The sequence below is a fragment of the Novosphingobium resinovorum genome (assembly GCF_027922145.1).
GTDB lineage: Bacteria > Pseudomonadota > Alphaproteobacteria > Sphingomonadales > Sphingomonadaceae > Novosphingobium > Novosphingobium resinovorum.
Genome location: NZ_BSFC01000024.1, coordinates 299,292 through 317,242, shown reverse-complemented (window position 1 = coordinate 317,242; position 17,951 = coordinate 299,292). Strand labels below are relative to the sequence as shown.

At 66.0% G+C, this 17,951-nt stretch carries 19 protein-coding genes; 7 read left to right on the top strand and 12 right to left on the bottom strand.

Annotated features, from left to right (window positions below; genetic code table 11):
* The first annotated feature begins 80 nt into the window (after positions 1 to 80).
* Positions 81 to 1,631: a DNA recombination protein RmuC gene (locus PKE80_RS16470; RefSeq protein WP_271183427.1), complete on the top strand. Its 1,551-nt coding sequence runs from the start codon at positions 81 to 83 to the stop codon at positions 1,629 to 1,631.
* Positions 1,632 to 1,888: 257 nt separating this feature from the next.
* Here the strand turns inward: PKE80_RS16470 and PKE80_RS16465 are convergent, their stop codons facing one another.
* The 8 genes from PKE80_RS16465 to PKE80_RS16430 form a co-directional block, all read right to left on the bottom strand.
* A complete protein-coding gene (locus PKE80_RS16465; RefSeq protein ID WP_271183426.1) occupies positions 1,889 to 2,206 on the bottom strand; it encodes an META domain-containing protein in 318 nt (105 codons plus the stop codon).
* A gap of 147 nt (positions 2,207 to 2,353) precedes the next feature.
* Complete coding sequence (locus PKE80_RS16460; RefSeq protein WP_271183425.1) at positions 2,354 to 3,187, bottom strand: TrmH family RNA methyltransferase; 834 nt, start codon at positions 3,185 to 3,187, stop codon at positions 2,354 to 2,356.
* Positions 3,184 to 3,462: an HPr family phosphocarrier protein gene (locus PKE80_RS16455; protein ID WP_008829471.1), complete on the bottom strand. Its 279-nt coding sequence runs from the start codon at positions 3,460 to 3,462 to the stop codon at positions 3,184 to 3,186. Before PKE80_RS16455 ends, PKE80_RS16460 begins: the two co-directional genes overlap by 4 nt.
* Positions 3,459 to 3,863: a PTS sugar transporter subunit IIA gene (locus PKE80_RS16450; protein ID WP_008829470.1), complete on the bottom strand. Its 405-nt coding sequence runs from the start codon at positions 3,861 to 3,863 to the stop codon at positions 3,459 to 3,461. The genes PKE80_RS16455 and PKE80_RS16450 overlap by 4 nt, the downstream gene beginning before the upstream one ends.
* A gap of 48 nt (positions 3,864 to 3,911) precedes the next feature.
* Positions 3,912 to 4,829, bottom strand: coding sequence for an RNase adapter RapZ (gene rapZ / locus PKE80_RS16445; RefSeq protein ID WP_271183424.1), 918 nt, complete (start codon positions 4,827 to 4,829; stop codon positions 3,912 to 3,914).
* A 70-nt stretch (positions 4,830 to 4,899) separates the two neighbouring features.
* Entirely contained in the window at positions 4,900 to 5,325 is a 426-nt protein-coding gene (locus PKE80_RS16440) for an HPr kinase/phosphorylase (RefSeq protein WP_271183423.1), read from the bottom strand.
* Positions 5,322 to 6,893: a sensor histidine kinase gene (locus tag PKE80_RS16435; protein ID WP_271183422.1), complete on the bottom strand. Its 1,572-nt coding sequence runs from the start codon at positions 6,891 to 6,893 to the stop codon at positions 5,322 to 5,324. The genes PKE80_RS16440 and PKE80_RS16435 overlap by 4 nt, the downstream gene beginning before the upstream one ends.
* The gene (locus PKE80_RS16430) at positions 6,886 to 7,629 is read right to left on the bottom strand and encodes a response regulator transcription factor (RefSeq protein ID WP_271183528.1); all 744 of its coding nucleotides are present in this window, start codon (positions 7,627 to 7,629) and stop codon (positions 6,886 to 6,888) included. Before PKE80_RS16430 ends, PKE80_RS16435 begins: the two co-directional genes overlap by 8 nt.
* A gap of 274 nt (positions 7,630 to 7,903) precedes the next feature.
* On the opposite strand from PKE80_RS16430, the gene PKE80_RS16425 reads away from it, so the two are divergent.
* A complete protein-coding gene (locus PKE80_RS16425; RefSeq protein WP_271183421.1) occupies positions 7,904 to 9,508 on the top strand; it encodes a phosphoenolpyruvate carboxykinase in 1,605 nt (534 codons plus the stop codon).
* Between the two features lie 198 nt (positions 9,509 to 9,706).
* Here PKE80_RS16425 and PKE80_RS16420 read toward each other — a convergent pair whose 3' ends face one another.
* Complete coding sequence (locus tag PKE80_RS16420; RefSeq protein WP_271183420.1) at positions 9,707 to 10,792, bottom strand: MlaA family lipoprotein; 1,086 nt, start codon at positions 10,790 to 10,792, stop codon at positions 9,707 to 9,709.
* A gap of 255 nt (positions 10,793 to 11,047) precedes the next feature.
* On the opposite strand from PKE80_RS16420, the gene PKE80_RS16415 reads away from it, so the two are divergent.
* Positions 11,048 to 11,401 (top strand): hypothetical protein, encoded by a 354-nt coding sequence (locus tag PKE80_RS16415; protein WP_271183419.1) that lies wholly within the window; start codon positions 11,048 to 11,050, stop codon positions 11,399 to 11,401.
* Between the two features lie 42 nt (positions 11,402 to 11,443).
* Here PKE80_RS16415 and PKE80_RS16410 read toward each other — a convergent pair whose 3' ends face one another.
* On the bottom strand, positions 11,444 to 13,279 hold the full coding sequence (locus PKE80_RS16410) for a DUF885 domain-containing protein (RefSeq protein ID WP_271183418.1): 1,836 nt from the start codon (positions 13,277 to 13,279) through the stop codon (positions 11,444 to 11,446).
* Between the two features lie 211 nt (positions 13,280 to 13,490).
* On the opposite strand from PKE80_RS16410, the gene PKE80_RS16405 reads away from it, so the two are divergent.
* Complete coding sequence (locus PKE80_RS16405) at positions 13,491 to 13,703, top strand: hypothetical protein (protein WP_271183417.1); 213 nt, start codon at positions 13,491 to 13,493, stop codon at positions 13,701 to 13,703.
* A 40-nt stretch (positions 13,704 to 13,743) separates the two neighbouring features.
* On the opposite strand, the gene PKE80_RS16400 is transcribed toward PKE80_RS16405, so the two are convergent.
* Positions 13,744 to 14,400 (bottom strand): alpha/beta hydrolase, encoded by a 657-nt coding sequence (locus PKE80_RS16400; protein WP_008829460.1) that lies wholly within the window; start codon positions 14,398 to 14,400, stop codon positions 13,744 to 13,746.
* Positions 14,401 to 14,535: 135 nt separating this feature from the next.
* On the opposite strand from PKE80_RS16400, the gene PKE80_RS16395 reads away from it, so the two are divergent.
* The 3 genes from PKE80_RS16395 to PKE80_RS16385 are packed head-to-tail and all read left to right on the top strand — an operon-like array spanning position 14,536 to position 17,010.
* Positions 14,536 to 15,591, top strand: coding sequence for a cysteine desulfurase family protein (locus PKE80_RS16395; RefSeq protein WP_271183527.1), 1,056 nt, complete (start codon positions 14,536 to 14,538; stop codon positions 15,589 to 15,591).
* A complete protein-coding gene (locus PKE80_RS16390; protein WP_271183416.1) occupies positions 15,588 to 16,676 on the top strand; it encodes a cysteine desulfurase family protein in 1,089 nt (362 codons plus the stop codon). The genes PKE80_RS16395 and PKE80_RS16390 overlap by 4 nt, the downstream gene beginning before the upstream one ends.
* A gap of 1 nt (position 16,677) precedes the next feature.
* Positions 16,678 to 17,010: a 2Fe-2S iron-sulfur cluster-binding protein gene (locus PKE80_RS16385; protein WP_271183415.1), complete on the top strand. Its 333-nt coding sequence runs from the start codon at positions 16,678 to 16,680 to the stop codon at positions 17,008 to 17,010.
* A 6-nt stretch (positions 17,011 to 17,016) separates the two neighbouring features.
* On the opposite strand, the gene PKE80_RS16380 is transcribed toward PKE80_RS16385, so the two are convergent.
* Entirely contained in the window at positions 17,017 to 17,886 is an 870-nt protein-coding gene (locus tag PKE80_RS16380; protein ID WP_271183414.1) for a DUF4349 domain-containing protein, read from the bottom strand.
* Positions 17,887 to 17,951 lie beyond the last annotated feature (65 nt).

Here is a 17,951-nt window from a genome sequence, read left to right as displayed (position 1 = left end):
CTTCCGGGGCGTTTCGCGCCCCGGTGGAAAATCGCCGTCGAGGACTGGAGTTCCTGAAATGTTCCGGCTAGGCTGGAGCCATGGAACTTGTAGTCGCCACGATTCTCGCTCTCGTCATCGGCCTCGCTGCAGGCTGGTTTTTCGGTTCGCGCCCGACCGCGCAATGGCGGGCGCAAGCCGAAGCGCGTGAGCGTGAGGCACGCGAAGGCGACGCCAAATATTTACGTACTTTCGCCGATCTTGAAGCCGCGCGCGAGCGGGCCGGGCGGGCCGATGCGCTCGAGCAGGCGCTCGACCGCGCACGCACCGACCATGAAGCCCTGACCGAACGCCTGCGTCATGACGGCGCCGCAGCGGTCGAACGTACCCGTGCAGAGCTGACGCAGGTTCTCGACAAGACCCGCACCGAACATGCCGCACGCGTGGACGGGTTGCTGCGTGAACAGCGCATTCTGTCTGATGAACTCTCGACCTTGCGCGAAAAATCGGCGAATTTCGACGAGCAGAAGCGCCTGCTGCTCGAAGCGCAAGAAGCCTTGCGCAAGGAGTTCGAGAACGCCGGTGCGAAAGTGCTTGCGGGCGCGCAGGAGGCATTCCTGCGCCGCGCCGGCGAGCGTTTCGAGCAGAGTGAGAAAGCCAGCGCCGAACGCCTCAATTCGATCCTCACGCCGGTTGGCCAGCGCCTCAAGAGCTACGAGGATCAGGTTGCGGCATTGGAAGCCAAGCGTGTAGATGCCTTCGGCCAACTGACCGGCCAGATCGAGGCGCTGCGCGTCGGGCAGGAACTGGTGCGCGCGGAGGCCGTGCGGCTCGGTAACTCGCTGCGCAATGCGCCCAAAGCGCGCGGACGCTGGGGCGAACAACAGCTCAAGAACGTGCTGGAACAGTGCGGGTTGACCGAGCATACCGACTTCGAGACCGAGCAGTCGATCAATACCGAGGAGGGCCGCCTACGCCCCGATGCGATCGTGCGCATTCCAGGCAACAAGCAACTGGTGATCGACGCGAAGGTCTCGCTCAACGCCTATCAGGATGCCTTCGAGGCCGAGGACGAAGCTGGGCGCCTCGCCTTCATGGGCCAGCATGCGGCATCGATGCGCAACCATATCCAGACGCTCGGCGCCAAGAGTTACCAGAGCCAGTTCGAGAATGCGCCGGATTACGTGATCATGTTCGTGCCGGGCGAACACTTCATCGCCGCCGCCCTCGACCACGATTCGGGCCTCTGGGACTTCGCATTCGACCGCAAGGTGCTGCTGGCGAGCCCGACTAACCTCGTCGCGATCGCCCGCACGATCGCGCAGGTCTGGCAGCAGGAAGGGCTTGCCCGCGAGGCGCGCGAGATCGGCAAGCTGGGGGCAGACCTCTACGACAGCCTCGCCAAGACTCAGGACGACTTGGCCAAGGTCGGTGTGCACATGGGCCGCGCGGTCAACAGCTTCAACGACTTCGCCCGCACTTACGAGGGCAACGTGATGAGCCGAGCCCGCCGCCTCAGCGAAAAGCACATCAAGATTGGCAAGCGCGAAATCTCCGACGATGTCCCCTCGATCGAGGCTGCGCCGCGTTATGCCGATACCGGCGTTCAGATCGAGGATAGTAGCGAGGAAGCTGCGGAGGCTGCGGAGTAAGTCACCGGATCAAGCGTATATCGTCGTCGTCATTCCAGCGAAGGCGGGAACCCATCTTCTGACGGCGCCGATCGAACCTGCGTCAGATGGTTTCACGATGAGGGCGGGTGCCTCGATTTGATGGTCTGACGTGATCTACCCTTCGTCATTGCGAGCGCAGCGAAGCAATCCAGGGTGGCTCAAGACTACTTTGGATTGCTTCGCTGCGCTCGCAATGACTATTCTACGTAAAGTGTAATGCTCTTGAGGCGCCCGGCTTAGTCGGCCGCGCGCGTCAGTTCTGCGATGTGGCCACTCGACTGCAGGATCATCCGCTTGCCCTCCACCGTCACGCGCGGCGTTGCGGCGAGCAGGGCGCTGACGGCATTGCCCTGTTCCCATGAGGCACTTGGGCAGACGGCTTCGGTCTGGTCGAAAGGCCCGGCGATCAGGCGTTCCGCCTCCATCCGCCAGGGTCCCTTGAGCTGGTTGCAGCCGACCTGCACCAGAAGGTGCTCGCCTTCGAACGCGACTTGAGCGCTAGTGTCCTCAGGGGCGCGGCCATCGATCGCGGCGAAGTGCCATTGGCTGCCCACCCAGTTTTCTCCCGCAGGACCGCGCTGGGTGAGGTGCCCCGCGTCGGAGCATCCAGCCAGAAGGAGCGGACAGAGAAGGAGGGCGAGTCGTCGCATCACCCATCGAGTCTTACGCCCGAGAGGTGAGGATGGGATGAACGTGGAGCCTCAGGATCTCCGCAGATGCGCGAGGGCCTCATAGGCAAGCACCGCACCCGCGACGGCGGCATTCAGGCTGTCGGCGCGGCCCAGCATCGGCATGGTGACGCGCAGATCGCAGGCTTGCTCGTAATCGGCCGGAAGCCCCTGCGATTCGTTGCCGACCATGAGGAAGCACGGCGCAGCATAAGGCGCCTGCCGATAGTCGGTCGGGTCGCGCAGCGAGGCTGCAACCAGTTGGCCGTCACCGCCGCGCAGCCAGTCCTGGAATTCCTCCCAGCGCGCGATGGCGATCTTCTGGGTAAAGATCGCGCCCATGCTGGCGCGTACCGCCTCGACCGAGAACGGATCGGCGCAATCGTCGATGAGGATGAGGCCGCCCGCACCCACGGCGTCGCCGGTTCGCAGCATGGTGCCGAGATTGCCCGGATCGCGCAGCGCCTGCGCCACCAGCCAGATCGGCGAACTGGCTCGGTCGAGGTTCGCGAGGCGCGTGTCGAATTCGGCGAAGACGCCCGCGACGGCCTGCGGATTATCCTTGCCGGTGACTTTGGCGAGGATTTCCACGTCCATCTCGACGATCTCTCCGCCCGCCGCCGCGACGGCGGTTTCGAGCGCATCGAGCAGCGGATGCGGATCGCGGCCGATGGCCATGACCAGCATCTCCGGCAGCACGCCGCATTCGCGCGCGTCGGTGAGCAGGCGCAGGCCTTCCGCCAGAAAGCGCTTCTCGCGCTTGCGGTGCTTCTTGTCGCGAAGCGAGCGCAGGAACTTGACGAGGGGATTGGAAAAGCCGGTGATCGTGCGGCGTTCGATGCCGCTCGGCGAATAGGGGGTGCTCACTCTTCGCCGAAGCCGTCGCGTACCAGGCCCGCCAGAACCGCCAGCGCGGCATCGGCGCCGTTGCCCGAGCAGGCGATTTCGATGGTGTCGCCCTTTGCCGCACCGAGCATCATCAGGCCGAGGATCGAGCCGCCTTCAGCGGACATTCCGTCCTTGCTGACCGTCACCGAAACCCCGCCCGGCAGATCGGCGACGTGGCCGACGAACTTGGCGCTGGCGCGGGCATGGAGGCCGCGCTTGTTGACGATCAGCACCGAATCGCGACAGTCGATCATGCGTCCTGACCCAGATATTCGCTGGCGATCGTGATGTAGTTGCGGCCTGCATCGCGCGCGGCGGCGACCGCTTCGCGCACCGGCATGCAGCCGCGCGCCTTGGCGAGGCGGATCAGCATCGGCAGGTTGATCCCGGCGATCACTTCGACCTTGCCCGCCTGCATCAGCGAGATCGCGAGGTTGGAGGGCGTCCCGCCGAACAAGTCGGTGAGGACGATCACTCCTTCGCCGCTGTCCACCTTTTCAATGGCGTCGGCGATTTCGGAGCGGCGGCGTTCCATGTCGTCGTTCGGGCCGATACAGACGGTCTCGACATCGGCCTGATCGCCGACGACGTGTTCCATCGCGTGTACGAACTCCTCGGCGAGATTGCCGTGAGTAACCAGAATCATGCCGATCATGCCGGGAGTGCGCTCCGAAATTCCTGCAATCGCACCCGGTTCATGTCTCTATTTTCCACGCCGCAGACCCCCTTCGAGAAGATCCGCCGCCCGTGAGCCCAGGTTGCGGTGCAGCAATGTGGGCGAAAATCCCGATTGACGCAAGACCGCTGCGATCTGTTCTGCGGTGAATACCGAACGATGTTTCCCTCCGGTACAGCCGAAGGCGATGTGGACATAGGCTTTGCCCTGTGCCCGGTAGCGGGGAAGCAGCAGGAGGATGAGATCGCGGATGCGGGCGAAGGCCTCGTCCCAGGCCGGGTCCTTGCGGATATAGTCGCCTACAGGCGCGTCCTGCCCCGTCTGAGGGCGCAGTTCGATGTCCCAGTGCGGGTTGTCGAGAAAGCGCATGTCGAAGACGAGGTCGGCGACCGGCGGCATCCCGCGAGAGAAACCGAAGCTGGAGACGGTGACGGTGAGTTCGTCGGCGGTGCTCTCGGCGAAACGCTCGCGAATCGACCGCTGCAGGTCGTTCGAGGTGAATTCGGTGGTCTCGATCAGCAGGTCCGCCCAGCGGCGCAGCGGCGCCAGCAGTTCGCGTTCCGCGCGGATGCCGGTGGAGACCGGCGCATCGGCGGCGAGGGCATGGCGGCGGCGCGTTTCGTTGTAGCGGCGTTCGAGTTCCTTGCTGGAGCAGTCGAGGAACATCGTGGTGATTTCGAGGTCGCGGCGTTCGCTGAGGCTTTTGACCTGCGCGATCACGCGCTCGGGATCGAAGCCCCGGGTACGCGAATCGAAACCGATGGCGAGCGGCGTGGGATCGCCTTCGGGGGCGCCGTCGATGAGCGCTTCGAGCATGCGGACCGGGAAATTGTCGACGATTTCCCAGCCAAGGTCTTCCAGCACGCGCAAGGCCGTCGTCTTGCCCGCACCCAGCATGCCCGTAACCAGCAGCAAGCGCTGCGGATTTCCCACTTTAGTCCCCATTGTCGCTATCTGCGCCTTGCCGCCGGGAAAGGGAAGGGGCCAAAAGGCCGTCCCCGCCGTGCGAGGGGTTTTATACGGGCAGCCCGTAGCGTTGCAGGGCAAGTTCCGCCTTGATCGCGAGCACTGCGTCGTGTGGTGCAAGGCGGATGAGGGGCGCCTCGACGCCGCCGATCGCGATGCTCTCAGCCTTTTCGATGTAGCGCGGTGCGGAGCCGTCGAGATGCAGGACGAGCGCGACCGCGACTTTCTCGGTGCAGTCGTGCGGGACCAGCCCGAGGTTGCGGACTTCCAGCAGGCCGCGTGTGTGGGGGTGGGGGCTGGCGAAGAGCCATCCGTCGCGAGCTTCGAGCATCACGGAGTCGTCGCCGACCAGCATTGCGCCCCGGTCGATCAGGGCCAGCGCAAGGCTGGATTTTCCCGAGCCCGGAGCGCCTTCGATCAGGATGGCGCGGTTGCCGATGGCAACGCAGGTCGATTGCCGGGCTTCGGCGCTCACGTCTCGTTCTCCCAGCGCGGCAGGGAGATGACCAGCCGTGCGCCGGGCTGGCCGTCGGTGCGGTCGGTGGCGATCAGGCGGCCGAAGTGGGCTTCCACGATGGTGCGCGCGATGGCGAGGCCGAGGCCGCTGTGGGTGCCGAATTCCTCGCGGGAGGGGCGCAGCGAGTGGAAGCGTTCGAACACGCGTTCGCGCGATGCTTCGGGAATGCCGGGTCCGTGGTCGGCGACGGCGATCTTCACGCGGTTGTCGATGTGCGACAGGGTGATCTCGATCGGGCCGTCCGGGGGTGAGAACGACACGGCATTATCGATGAGGTTCTGCAGGACGCGTTCGAGGCGCGGCGGGTCGCCGGGGACGGTCAGTTCGGCATCCTCGATCGTCACGGTGACCGGGCTGGAGCCGTTGACGCCGCGCTGGTCGCGTTCGGCGACGAGGTTCTGGACGAGGCGGCCCATGTCCAGCGGCTCGAACGTGGTGCGGCTGAGCTGGGCGTCGATGCGGCTTGCGTCCGCGATCTCGGTGACGAGAAAGTCGATGCGGCGCACGTCGTCCTGCGCGATGCCGAGGAGCTGGCGGCGCAAGTCGGGCTGGTCGACGCGGTCGAGCGTTTCCAGCGCGCTGCGCAGGGAGGTCAGGGGGTTCTTGAGCTCGTGGGCGACATCGGCGGCGAAGCTCTCGACCGCGTCGATGCGCTGGCGCAGGGCGCCGCTCATGTCGGAGATGGCGCGGGCGAGAAGACCGATCTCGTCGCGGCGATCGGGCAGGCGCGGGACGATGACGCTGCGGTCGCGGCCGAGGCGCACGCGCACGGCGGCGCGCACCAGCTTGCGCAGCGGCTCGACGATGGTGCGGGCGAGGAACAGCGAGAGCAGGATCGATACACCCAGCGCGCCGCCGACGATGATCGCGAGGGTCTGGCGCGCCATGCGCACGTTCTCGGTGATGTCGCGGGCGTTGCGGGTCACCAGCAGCGCGGAACCGTCGGTGCCGACGGGCGTGGCGGCGATGATGACGGGGGTGCGGTCGGGCGCGGCCTTGTGGTTGATCCAGGTTTCCCGGCCGACCAAAGCCGCGCGGACTTCGGGCCAGCCGCGCGCGCTGGTGTCGGTCGGGTCGCGGTAATCGGCGATTTCCGGGGCACCGAGGATGAAGTCCATCCCCCGGTCGAGCATTCGCGCGGCGTCCTGCAACCAGGGTTCGGAGGCCGGGTCGATCAGGCGATAGGAGGGCGGCGCCAGCGTGAAGCTGTCGCCTACGAGTTCGCCACGGCTGTCGAACAGGCGCAGGCGCAGATCCTGCTCCGTGCCGATGCGGGTAATCAGTTCGAGACGACCGGTCGGGCTTTCATCGGCAAGCGCATCAGCGGTGATCTCCGCCTCGGACTTGGCGAGCCGGTAGCGCTCAGCGAGCAGTTCGTTGCGATAGCTGTCGATATAGAACAGGCTGCCGGCCATCAGGGCGAGGGCGATGAAGTTGACCGCGAGAATGCGCGCGGTCAGCGATACGCGCCAGGACAGGAGCAGCCGTGCCGGACGTCGCCGGCGGGAGCGGGATCGCTCAGCCATCGGCGAAGGAATAGCCGGCGCCGTAGAGCGTGTCGATCGCGCCGAACTCGGGATCGACGGCGCGGAACTTGCGGCGCAGGCGCTTGATGTGGCTGTCGATGGTCCGGTCGTCCACGTAGACGTCGTCGCTGTAGGCGGCGTCCATCAGCTGGTTGCGGCTTTTTACGACGCCCGGGCGCAGCGCCAGGGCTTCGAGGATCAGGAATTCGGTGACGGTGAGCGAGACGGGCTTGCCGTCCCAGGTGACCTGATGCCGCGCCGGATCGAGCGCAAGCCTGCCACGCAAGACGGGGTCGGGCATGTCTGCCCCGGAGGCTTCCTCGGGCGGCGCCTTGGCCAGTTCGCTGCGGCGCAGGATGGCCCGGATGCGCGCGACGAGCAGGCGCTGGCTGAAGGGCTTGGCGATGTAGTCGTCGGCGCCCATCGCAAGGCCCAGGGCCTCGTCCGGCTCCTCGTCCTTGGACGTCAGGAAGATCACCGGAAGCGACGACTGCGCGCGTAGCACCTTGAGCAATTCGAGGCCGTCCATGCGCGGCATCTTCACGTCGAAGATCGCCAGGTCGGGCGGGTTATCGAGGAGAGCCTTCAGCGCCGTTTCGCCGTCCGCGTAGACGCGCGTGGCGAAACCTTCGGCATGAAGACTGATCGACAAGGTGGTGAGGATGTTGCGGTCGTCATCGACGAGCGCGATCGTCTGCTGGCGCGGCGTGTCGGCGGGAGCCACGGGCGGCAGCATCGGCGCATCGTCGGCAGGAGCATTCAAAGGATCGGCCATTGGCGCGGCGACGGTGCTTTCTGCTGCGTGGGCCAGCCTGACTAGCGGCTCTCCATACACATGGCAAATTCTCGCGCTGCGGGCATTAAATGTAAGGTCCAATAACCCTTGATGGTTCCAATTGAAGTCAATTTGACGGAAAAGAGAGCTCCGCTTAGTCGGCGGCACGATTCTTGCGCAGGAATCGACTTAGCGTCAGCGGGAATACCCGTAGCGACGCCATCTTTTGGAGGAGATGACATTGACCACCCTTAACCATCCGCTCTCGAAACAGGGCATAGAGACGAAGGCCCAGATCTTCGCGAACCTCGGTACGGCCCCTCTGGTCGAGCATGCGGTGAAGAACGGGGAGGGCGTGCTTTCGGCCGATGGTCCCTTCGTCGTCGCCACGGGCAAGCACACCGGCCGCTCGGCGAAGGACAAGTTCATCGTCAAGGACGCCGAGACGGAAAGCACCGTATGGTGGGGCAAGACCAATGTGCCGATGACGCCGGAGCACTTCGCGGCGCTCAAGGAGGATTTCCTCGCGGCGCTGGGTGAGAAGGACACGCTCTACGTCGCCGACCTGTTCGGCGGTTCGCAGCCGGAACACCGCGTCAACGTGCGCGTGATCAACGAGTTCGCGTGGCACAACCTGTTCATCCGCACCCTGCTGGTGCGTCCGAGCGCGTCCGAGCTGGAGGGCTTCGCGCCGGAATACACCATCATCGACCTGCCGAGCTTCCGCGCCGATCCCGCGCGCCACGGTTCGCGTTCGGAAACGGTGATCGCGGTGAACTTCACCGAGAAGCTGATCCTGATCGGCGGCACCGCCTATGCGGGCGAGATGAAGAAGTCGGTCTTCGGCATCCTCAACTACCTGCTGCCGGTGAAGGGCGTGATGCCGATGCACTGCTCGGCCAACATCGGCCCGGACGGCGATACGGCGGTGTTCTTCGGGCTTTCGGGCACCGGCAAGACCACGCTTTCGGCCGACGCCTCGCGCACGCTGATCGGCGATGACGAGCATGGCTGGTCGGACACCGCCGTGTTCAACTTCGAGGGTGGCTGCTACGCCAAGATGATCCGCCTGTCCGAAGAGGCCGAGCCGGAAATCTACGCCACCACCCGCCGCTTCGGCACGGTGCTGGAGAACGTCGTGATCGACCCGGTGACCCGCAAGATCGACCTCGACGACAACTCGCTGGCGGAGAACAGCCGCGGTTCCTACCCGATCGACTTCATTCCGAACTGCTCGGAGAAGAACCTCGGGCCGGTGCCGCAGAACCTGATCTTCCTCACGGCCGACGCTTACGGCGTGCTGCCTCCGATCGCGCGGCTGACGCCCGATCAGGCGATGTATCACTTCCTCTCGGGCTACACCGCGCGCGTCGCGGGCACCGAGATCGGCGTGACCGAGCCGGAAGCGACGTTCTCGACGTGCTTCGGCGCGCCGTTCATGCCGCGTCATCCCTCGGTCTACGGCAATCTCCTCAAGGAGCGCATCGCCAAGGGCGGCGTGAAGTGCTGGCTGGTGAATACCGGCTGGTCGGGCGGCAAGGCGACCATGGAAGGCATCAAGCGCATGCCGATCAAGGCGACCCGCGCGCTGCTCAATGCCGCACTCGACGGCAGCCTGAACGATGCCGAGTTCCGGGAAGATCCGAACTTCGGCTTCGAGGTTCCGGTGGCGGTGCCGGGCGTCGACACCAAGCTGCTCGATCCGCGCGGTGCGTGGGCGGACGGCGCGGAGTACGACAAGACCGCGCAGACGCTGGTGAAGCAGTTCATCGACAACTTCGAGCAGTTCGAAGAGCACGTCGATGAGGGCGTCCGCAAGGCGGCTCCCGTCGCGGCCTGAGGCTGGCGGTAACGCATGAGAAAGGCCCCGGAACTGCGGTTCCGGGGCCTTTTTTCTTGAGGGCGAAGCACCCCAGCCTCGCTACTACCATAAGCTGATCAACCCACCGTTCGTCATTGCGAGCGTAGCGAAGCAATCCAGGGCAGTTAAACGCCGCCCTGGATTGCTTCGCTACGCTCGCAATGACGAAGTTATCGCTTACGGCTGCACGGGTTCCGGCACGATGGACGGAGTGGGTGCGGGAATCCCCGGCGTGCTTGTTGTAGGGGGAGAGGCTTCCGGCACTGTTGCCTCCGGAGTAGGCGCTTCGGCAGTCGGGGCGTCCGGTGCGGCTTCTTCCGCAGGCTTCGCCTTGCCCGCCGTCTTCATGCCGGGGCCGTAGACCGGCACGACGCCCGGCGTAACCCGGCCGTGCAGGGCCTCGATCTCCGCCTTGCGCTGTTGCAGGTAGAGTTCGCGATAGGCTGCGTAAGGGTTCTCTTCCTCGCGGATGCGGCGGATTTCCTCGTCGAAGGCGGCGCGCTCGCCCAGTTGGCTGAGGATCGTCGAGGGGATCACCACCTCGGGCTTGTTGAACGGCGAGCCGACCACGGCGGGCAGCAGCGCCTTGTCCACGGTGTCGCCGATGATGTCGCGCAGCGTCGTCGGGCCGACGATCGGCAGGTAGAAGTACGGCCCCGGTCCAACGCCGTAATAGCCCAGCACGTTCGCCAGACCATTGGGACGGTACGGCAGGTTGAACGGCTTGCGCTTGGCCATGTCGACGAAGCCCGCCGCGCCGATCGTGGTGTTGATCGCGAAGCGGCCCACCGTCTCGGCGGCCTTGCCGGGCTTCAGTTCCAGCAGGTAGGCGACGAAGACGACCGGCTCGGTCAGGTTCGAGAAGAAGTTGCGCAGGCCCTGGCGCACCGGGCGCGGCAGGCCCTTGTTGTAGACCTTCGCTACCGGTTCGAGCACGGCCTTGTCGACCGCCTGCACGGTCTGGAACGACTTCTCGTTGATGCGCTCCAGCGGGTCGCCCGGCGGGGGCGGCTTGCGCGGCATCACGATGATTTCATTGCCGGTCTGCGCGGTATCGGCAGGTGCTTCCGCCTGCTCGGCCGGAGCGGGCACGGCGGCGTCAGTCGTCGGCTGCGCAGGCGCTGCCTGTGCATCGGCGGCCGCGTCTGCAGCGGGCCGGGAAACGGTCGTCGCTTCGGTCGTTACCGGGGGCGTAGCCGGAACACCGGCCTCGGGGGCGACCGAGCTTATCATCACCGCGACAGCGGCAGCCGTCAGGCTCATGCGTTAGTCCTTGTCGGGCTCTCGCGCCCACAGCGTCAGAATACACCCCGGCTCAGGCTGCCCCCAACCATACGCAAGTGTGACTAGGAGCGCTATCCTCCGCTGCCCTATTCGTCAATTGCGTGCCTTGCATCTTATCCCCGCGAAAGGGCAGGCAGGCGCGCGGGACATGGGCGGCGAACGGGGACATTTCATGCCTTCCGTTCGTCACGCCATGGTCCCATATTCAACGGGTCCATCATTGGAGTGAGACACATGGGACTTTTCGACGGCATTCTCGGTCAGGTCAGCGAACACGCGGACGTGACCAATCTCGCGACGAAGCTGGGGCTCGATCCGGCCGTGGCGGAAAAGGCGATTGCCGCACTCGGCATCGCGCACCAGCAGGACGGTGACACCGCGCAGCTGGCGGCGGAGCGCAGCGGCCTCGACCTGGGCACGATCCAGCAACTGATCGGCCAGATCGGCGGCGAAGGTTCGCTGACCCAGTTCGCCAGCGCCATCGCCTCCGACCCCGGCAAGGCGGCCAGCTTCTTCGACAAGGACGGCGACGGCAGCGTCATGGACGACCTCGCCGGCATGGCGAAGGGCCTGTTCGGCAAGTCGTGAACTCACGAACCCTCCCGGATTCCGTCCGGGAGGGTACCGTGCCTACCGCTTCTTCGTAGCGATATATTCGCTGACGTTCTGCGCCAGCACGTCGAGCGGCACGTTGCCACCGTCCACGATCGTCTGGTCGTAGTCGCGCAGATCATAGGCCGAGCCCAGCGCATCCTGCGCGCGCTTGCGCTGTGCCACGATCTGCGAGTGGCCCATCTTGTAGCCGCAGGCCTGTCCCGGCCATGAGCAGTAGCGGTCCACCTCGTTCACCACTTCCTCGCGCTTGTTGCCGTTCTTCTCCATGAAGAAGCGCACCGCCTCCTCGCGCGTCCAGCCCTTGGCGTGGAGGCCGGTATCCACCACCATGCGACAGGCGCGGAACGCCAGCGACTGCAGGTAGCCCAGCCGTCCGACCGGATCGTCGTCATAGGCGCCGAGTTCGTCGGCCAACTGCTCGCCGTAGAGCGCCCAGCCTTCGGAATAGGCGTTGAACGCCAGGATCGAGCGGATCAGCGGCAGGCGGTTGGCATATTCGCCCTGCCAGACGTGGCCGGGGATCGCCTCGTGGTGGACGAGGGTGGGCAGGTCGTACTTGCGATGGAGGTCGGTGGTGCGCAAGTTGATCCACATCTTGCCGGGCACCGTGCCGTCCTTGGAGCCCGCGCCGCCATAGGCGGTCGGTGCGCCGAGCTCTTCGGAGAGCGGCAGGCGGCGGACCTCGACATTGCCGGGCACGAGTTCGCGGAAGGCGCGCGGCATCTGCGCGCGTATCCAGTCGACGCGCTTCTGGATGAACGCGAGGATCTCGGCGCGGCCGGGGTCGCCCTCGGCGAACAGGAAACGCTTGTCTTCGCCCAGCGCGGTCATCCGGGCGCCGACAGTGCCGACGGTATAGCCGAGCGACTTCAGGATCGGGTCCATCCGGGCATGCAACTCGGCGAGTTCCTGCAGGCCGCGCTGGTGGACGTCCTCGGGTGGCACGCGGGTCGTGGTGCTGGCGCGCAGTGCCCAGGCGTAATATTCGGAGCCTTGCCGCCTTTCGCGCATGCCGGGATCTCTCTTCGCGAGCCCGCGCTGGCGCTGGAGTTCGGCAAGCTGGCGCTCCAGCGCAGGTACGACGTCGGCGGCGATGATGCGGCGGGCGTCGGTGGCCCAAGTGCCGCTCATCTTGCCCGTACGCCCGGCGATCGAGGCGGCGAGGCTGCCGCCGTCCTTGCGCGCGTCGGCGATCGTGCTGGTCATCTGCGCGATGGCGCGGTCGAGCAGGAAGTCGGGCGGCACCAGACCTTTGGCGGCGGCATCGATGATCCGGCCGCGCTCGCCTTCGAGCTGGTCGTCCAGTTGCGACAGGCGCGCGATCCACGCATCGGCGTCGGCAGGCGTGTTGACGGGATGGTCGGCATCAAGGAAGCGCGGGGCGTCGAGGTAGGCGCCAACGTTCTGGATGACGACGTAAGGCGTATTGCGCCAACCGCCCACCGCGACGTCGCCATAAGGCAGCGCGAAGCCCTCCAGCGCGGTGGCGAAGGCGCTTTTCACTACGGCGATGCTGGTGCGCGTGGAGTGGTCGAGCCCCTTGGCATCGAACGCCTCGATCTGGGCGAGGCCCTTGCGCAAGGTGGCGGCATAGGCATCGCGCCCGGCCTGCGAGCGGTCCTCCATGCGCGAACGCAAGGCGTTGTGAGCGCCGGTATCGACTCCGAGCCCGGTGGCGCTTTCGGGAACGTGGTCGAGGAGGCTCCAGGCGATCTCGTCAAGCAGCGCGGCGGCACCGGGCCGGGCGGGAGAGGTCGCGAAAACGCGGGCCGGCAGGGCGACGGCGGCGGTTCCGGCCGCGAGCAGGTGGATCGCGCTACGGCGGGAAATTGAATGGGGGGTGTGGCTCATGCCCGGACGATGGCGAGGCGGTTCGCGGGTGTCAAACCGCTGGATGGGGTGGGGTGTCCTGCTTCCAGAGCACACCGCTCATGCTGAGCTTGTCGAAGCATCGGGCCATGCGCCCAGCCTATGGGCCTTCGACAAGCTCAGGCTGAGCGGGGATGGAGAAGCTGAAGTACGAGACGGTTCGCCTTCGCGCGATCTTGCGCTAGGCAGGGGGATGGACATCGCTCTCTCGCTTCTCGTGCTCACCGTCGTCGCGCTCGTGCTGGGAGCGATCGCGCTGCTGCGGCGCGGCGGCTACCGCAAGCAGGCGGCGCTGATGCTGGTGCTGGCAGGGGTGATGATCGTCAACATCGCCATCTGGACGCTGCCGGGCCGCGATGGCCGGTCGCTGTCGAGCGAGGCGAAAAAGGAACAGGCGCCGGAGTGATGCTCCGACGCCTGTGATGTAATTTGCCTAGCCTGACGGATTACTTGATCGGGCAATCCGGCGCGAGGCGCATGTCGAGGTAGTTGTCGACCGAGCGCATCAGTTCGGGCGTCTCGTGCTCGAAGAAGTGGTTCGCGCGCGGAATTTCGTCGTGGTGGATGGTGATGTGCTTCTGCGTGCGCAGCTTGTCGACCAGCTTCTGCACCGCGTTCGGCGTGACGACCGTATCGCCGGTGCCCTGGATGATGATGCCCGAAGCCGGGCAGGGCGCGAGGAACGAGAAGTCGTACATGTTGGCCGGCGGCGCCACCGAGATGAAGCCGCGAATCTCCGGACGGCGCATCAGCAACTGCATGCCGATCAGCGCGCCGAACGAATAGCCCGCGATCCAGGTGGTCGAAGCCTCGGGATGGATCGACTGCACCCAGTCGAGCGCCGCCGCCGCATCGGACAGTTCGCCGATGCCGTTGTCGAAGCTGCCCTGGCTGCGGCCGACGCCGCGGAAGTTGAAGCGCAGCGTCGCGAAACCGCGCGCCACGAAGGTCTTGTACATGTGCTGGGTGATGCGGTCGTTCATCGTGCCGCCCGCCTGCGGGTGCGGGTGGAGGATCATCGCCACCGGCGCGCGCGGGCGCGTTGCGGGCTGGAAACGACCTTCGAGACGACCTTCGGGACCGGGGAAGATGACTGCGGGCATAGGTGTTTGCGGCCTGACTTGTTGAAACTCCCGCGAGTCGCTGTGCAGCGATCCGTCGCGGGAGTGGAAAAGAGGAAGGTTGGCTATATAGAAATATTCGTCCCAAAAACAACTTCGCAAGCAATGTCTCAGGCAATGGCCCTCCCGAACATCTATCTCGACCACGCGGCGACCACGCCGATGATGCCCTGTGCACGCGACGCCTGGCTGGAGGGAGCGGCGATCTGGGCCAATCCGTCGAGCCCCCACGCGGCCGGTCGCGGTGCCCGCGCGGCGCTGGAGGATGCCCGCGCGCGGGTTAAGGCGGCGCTGGACTGGCAGGGCGAGGTGATCTTCACTTCGGGTGCCAGCGAGGCGCTGGCGCTGGGTCTCGGCCGGGCCAAGGCGGAGCGGCGTCTGGTCTCGGCGGTGGAGCATGATGCGGTATTCCGCGCGGCGCCGGATGCGCAGGTCATTCCCGTCCGCGAGGGCGAGGTGGATCGCGAGGCGCTTGCCGCTGCGCTTGCCGGGGCCGGACGGGCGGTGGTCGCGGTTCAATCGGTCAATTCCGAGACGGGGACGGCGCTGCTGTCCTATGCGGACAATCCATTGGTGCAGCAGGTGCGTGAGAGTGGTGGCCTGTTCCTTGCCGATTGTTCGCAGTCGGCGGGGAAGTCCGCTTTGCCCGATGCCGACATGGTGGTGCTTTCGGCGCACAAGCTGGGCGGCCCGATCGGCATCGGCGCGCTGCTGGTGCGCGACTTCGCGATGATCGAGCCCAGTGGCGGTCAGGAGCGTGGCTACCGTGCGGGGACCGAGAACCTGCCGGGCGCGCTGGGTTTCGCGGCGGCGCTGGAGGCGTGCGGCGTCGAAAGCTGGGCCACCAGCGCGGAGCAGCGCTTCGATTTCAGGAACCGACTGTCCGAGCATGGTGAAGTGATCCAGCCCGGCGTGCAATGCTCGCACATCTTCGCCGTTGCCGCGCCGAAGATGTCGGCGACGGCCATGCTGATCCGCATGGACGCCAAGGGTTTCGCGATCTCGGCCGGAAGCGCCTGTTCGTCGGGCACGCTCAAGCAGAGCCGGGTGCTGCAGGGCTTCGGTATCGATCCCGATACGGCAAAGCGCACGGTCCGCATCTCGCTGGGCTGGAGCACGACGCCCGACGAACTGGACGCCTTCGCACAGGCCTGGGCCGAGGTGAACGCATGATCTACCTCGATTATCAGGCGACCACGCCGCTCGCCCCCGAAGCGCGCGAGGCGATGCTGCCCTGGCTGGCCGGACCGGAGTGGGAGCGCGGCGCGGGAGGTTTCGCCAACCCGCATAGCCCTCATCGCCCGGGCCGGGCTGCTGCCGCCGCCGTCGAGGTGGCCCGCGCGCAAGTCGCCGCGCTGATGCCGCCGGGCGGCAGGGTGATCTTCACCTCGGGGGCGACCGAGGCGATCAACCTTGCAATCCTCGGCAGCGGTGCAAGCCGCCTCGCGGTTTCGGCGATCGAGCATGCGGCGGTGCTCGATACCGCGCGCAGCGTCGATGCCGACCTGACCGTGCTGCCGGTCGATGGCGAGGGCCTCGTCGATGGCGAGGCGGGAATCGGAAATGCCGATCTCGTCGCGGTGATGCAGGTCAACAACGAGATCGGAACCGTCCAGCCGGTCGACCGTCTCGCCGAGCGGGCGCAGGCTGCCGGTGCGCTGTTCCTGTGCGACGCGGTGCAGGGCGTTGGCAAGGTCAGGGTGCCGCTGGGTGCCGCTATGGTAGCGTTGAGTGCCCATAAATTCCACGGTCCGAAGGGCATCGGCGCGCTGTGGCTGCGTGATGGGCTCGACCTCAAACCGCTGATCCGGGGCGGCGCGCAGGAGCAGGGATTGCGCTCGGGAACGTTGAGCCCGATGCTCTGCGCAGGCTTCGGCGCCGCCGCTAAGCTGGCGAAAGAACGCATGGAGGAGGATGCCGTTCACGTTGCCGGTTTGTGGGAGCGGGCGAGGGAAATCCTTTCGCGCTGGACACTTAACGGATCGACGACGCAGCGCTGGCACGGCAATCTCAACGTGCGCCTCGACGGACTGGACGTCGCGCGGCTGATGTCGGACCTGCGCGACCTCGCCTTTTCGGCAGGATCGGCCTGCGCCAGCGGATCGGGTAGACCGAGCCACGTACTGCAGGCACTGGGTCTTTCGGATAGAGATGCCAAAAGCTCTATCCGTCTGGGATTCGGGCGATATAGTGAACTAAGGGAAATTGAGGATGCCTGCGCCAGAATAGAAGCCGCTGCGGCGGCGCAGGGAGTATAACTTGGTTGATGTCCTGTTTGTGAATATCGACGGATCGCGGGTCTCGGCGCAGGCCGAGCCGGGATCGCGCCTGCTGGAAGTGGCTCAGAACGCCGGGATGCCGCTCGAAGGAACGTGCGAGGGGCAGATGGCCTGCTCGACCTGCCACGTCATCATTTCGCCCGACTGGTTCGACAAGCTGATCCCGGCTTCGGACGACGAGGAGGACATGCTCGACCTCGCCGCAGGGGTGACGCGCACCAGCCGGCTCTCCTGCCAGATCCAGCTGACGGATGCGTTGAACGGCATCGCGGTACGCATCCCCGGCGTCGTCAGGGACATGCAGATCGGCTGACCCTCATCACTCGGCCGAAGAGCGCCCCCGCCAGCGCAGCACCGCCCAGCGAATGGCGAGGCCGACGAGACCCAGCGGAATCGTAACTGCGCCCAGCATGATCAGCATGGCGACGATCGTGCCTAGTACCGAGCCGACGCTGCCCAGCGCTCCCCGGATCGGCGCGAGGAAGCCGCCACTAGCGGGCGATCCCGCTTCGTAAGTCAGGTTCACGCGGCTGAAGTTCACGCGGTTCTGCATTTCCGCCAGCCAACTGCGCGCCTGGTCGATTTCCTCGTTCACTTGCGCGACGCCGCGCTCGGCCTCGACCAGTTCGGCGACGGTGCCCTTGCGCGTGGCGAGCACTTCCATCAGCCGGTCGCGCAGCACGGTGCGGGCGCGAAGCCGCGCTTCGGTATCGACCATCTGCTTCGACAGGTCCTCGCCCGAGATGCCGCCGGACGCCTGCGAGCCACCGGCGCTCCCCGCGACCCGGCCGAGTTCCGCTCCGAAGGCGCGTGCACGTGGTGCGGCGACTGCCAGCGACAGCGAGCCTGAAGCGTAGTTCCCCTCCGCGCTGCCCTGTTTCATGTCGAGGATCTGGCACTGCGTCGGTCCCATTCGCTCGCACATGTCAGCCTGCTTGCGCTGCACCTCGGCGATGCGATCGGCGGGCAGGCGGTAGCCGTACTCATAGATATAGGCGATGCGAGGGGCGTTGGGTGCGCTGACGGAGATCGCTTCGGACTTCTTGCCCTCCGCTCTCTGTCCGGCCTTCGGCGGCTCCTCGCGGATGTCCACGGTGGTCGCCTGCTGTTCGGAAGCAGGCTCGCTGCCGCAGCCGGAAAGCGCGGTGGCGAGCAGGATCGGCAGCAGCAACGAATGATGCATCTTCATCCTCTTGAAACTCCCGCGATTCGCGTTCGAAGCTATCGCAGTCGCAAGTTCTGGAAAACGGCTGA

What these genes read in the sequence shown, in the direction of transcription:
- PKE80_RS16410 (WP_271183418.1), bottom strand. Translation starts at nt 13,279, where the DNA reads ATGAGCCACACCCCCCATTCAATTTCCCGCCGTAGCGCGATCCACCTG.
- PKE80_RS16400 (WP_008829460.1), bottom strand. Translation starts at nt 14,400, where the DNA reads ATGCCCGCAGTCATCTTCCCCGGTCCCGAAGGTCGTCTCGAAGGTCGT.
- PKE80_RS16405 (WP_271183417.1), top strand. Translation starts at nt 13,491, where the DNA reads ATGGACATCGCTCTCTCGCTTCTCGTGCTCACCGTCGTCGCGCTCGTG.
- PKE80_RS16395 (WP_271183527.1), top strand. Translation starts at nt 14,536, where the DNA reads ATGGCCCTCCCGAACATCTATCTCGACCACGCGGCGACCACGCCGATG.
- PKE80_RS16470 (WP_271183427.1), top strand. Translation starts at nt 81, where the DNA reads ATGGAACTTGTAGTCGCCACGATTCTCGCTCTCGTCATCGGCCTCGCT.
- rapZ (WP_271183424.1), bottom strand. Translation starts at nt 4,829, where the DNA reads ATGGGGACTAAAGTGGGAAATCCGCAGCGCTTGCTGCTGGTTACGGGC.
- PKE80_RS16420 (WP_271183420.1), bottom strand. Translation starts at nt 10,792, where the DNA reads ATGAGCCTGACGGCTGCCGCTGTCGCGGTGATGATAAGCTCGGTCGCC.
- PKE80_RS16390 (WP_271183416.1), top strand. Translation starts at nt 15,588, where the DNA reads ATGATCTACCTCGATTATCAGGCGACCACGCCGCTCGCCCCCGAAGCG.
- PKE80_RS16380 (WP_271183414.1), bottom strand. Translation starts at nt 17,886, where the DNA reads ATGAAGATGCATCATTCGTTGCTGCTGCCGATCCTGCTCGCCACCGCG.
- PKE80_RS16450 (WP_008829470.1), bottom strand. Translation starts at nt 3,863, where the DNA reads ATGATCGGCATGATTCTGGTTACTCACGGCAATCTCGCCGAGGAGTTC.
- PKE80_RS16455 (WP_008829471.1), bottom strand. Translation starts at nt 3,462, where the DNA reads ATGATCGACTGTCGCGATTCGGTGCTGATCGTCAACAAGCGCGGCCTC.
- PKE80_RS16430 (WP_271183528.1), bottom strand. Translation starts at nt 7,629, where the DNA reads ATGCTGCCGCCCGTGGCTCCCGCCGACACGCCGCGCCAGCAGACGATC.
- PKE80_RS16435 (WP_271183422.1), bottom strand. Translation starts at nt 6,893, where the DNA reads ATGGCTGAGCGATCCCGCTCCCGCCGGCGACGTCCGGCACGGCTGCTC.
- PKE80_RS16415 (WP_271183419.1), top strand. Translation starts at nt 11,048, where the DNA reads ATGGGACTTTTCGACGGCATTCTCGGTCAGGTCAGCGAACACGCGGAC.
- PKE80_RS16425 (WP_271183421.1), top strand. Translation starts at nt 7,904, where the DNA reads ATGACATTGACCACCCTTAACCATCCGCTCTCGAAACAGGGCATAGAG.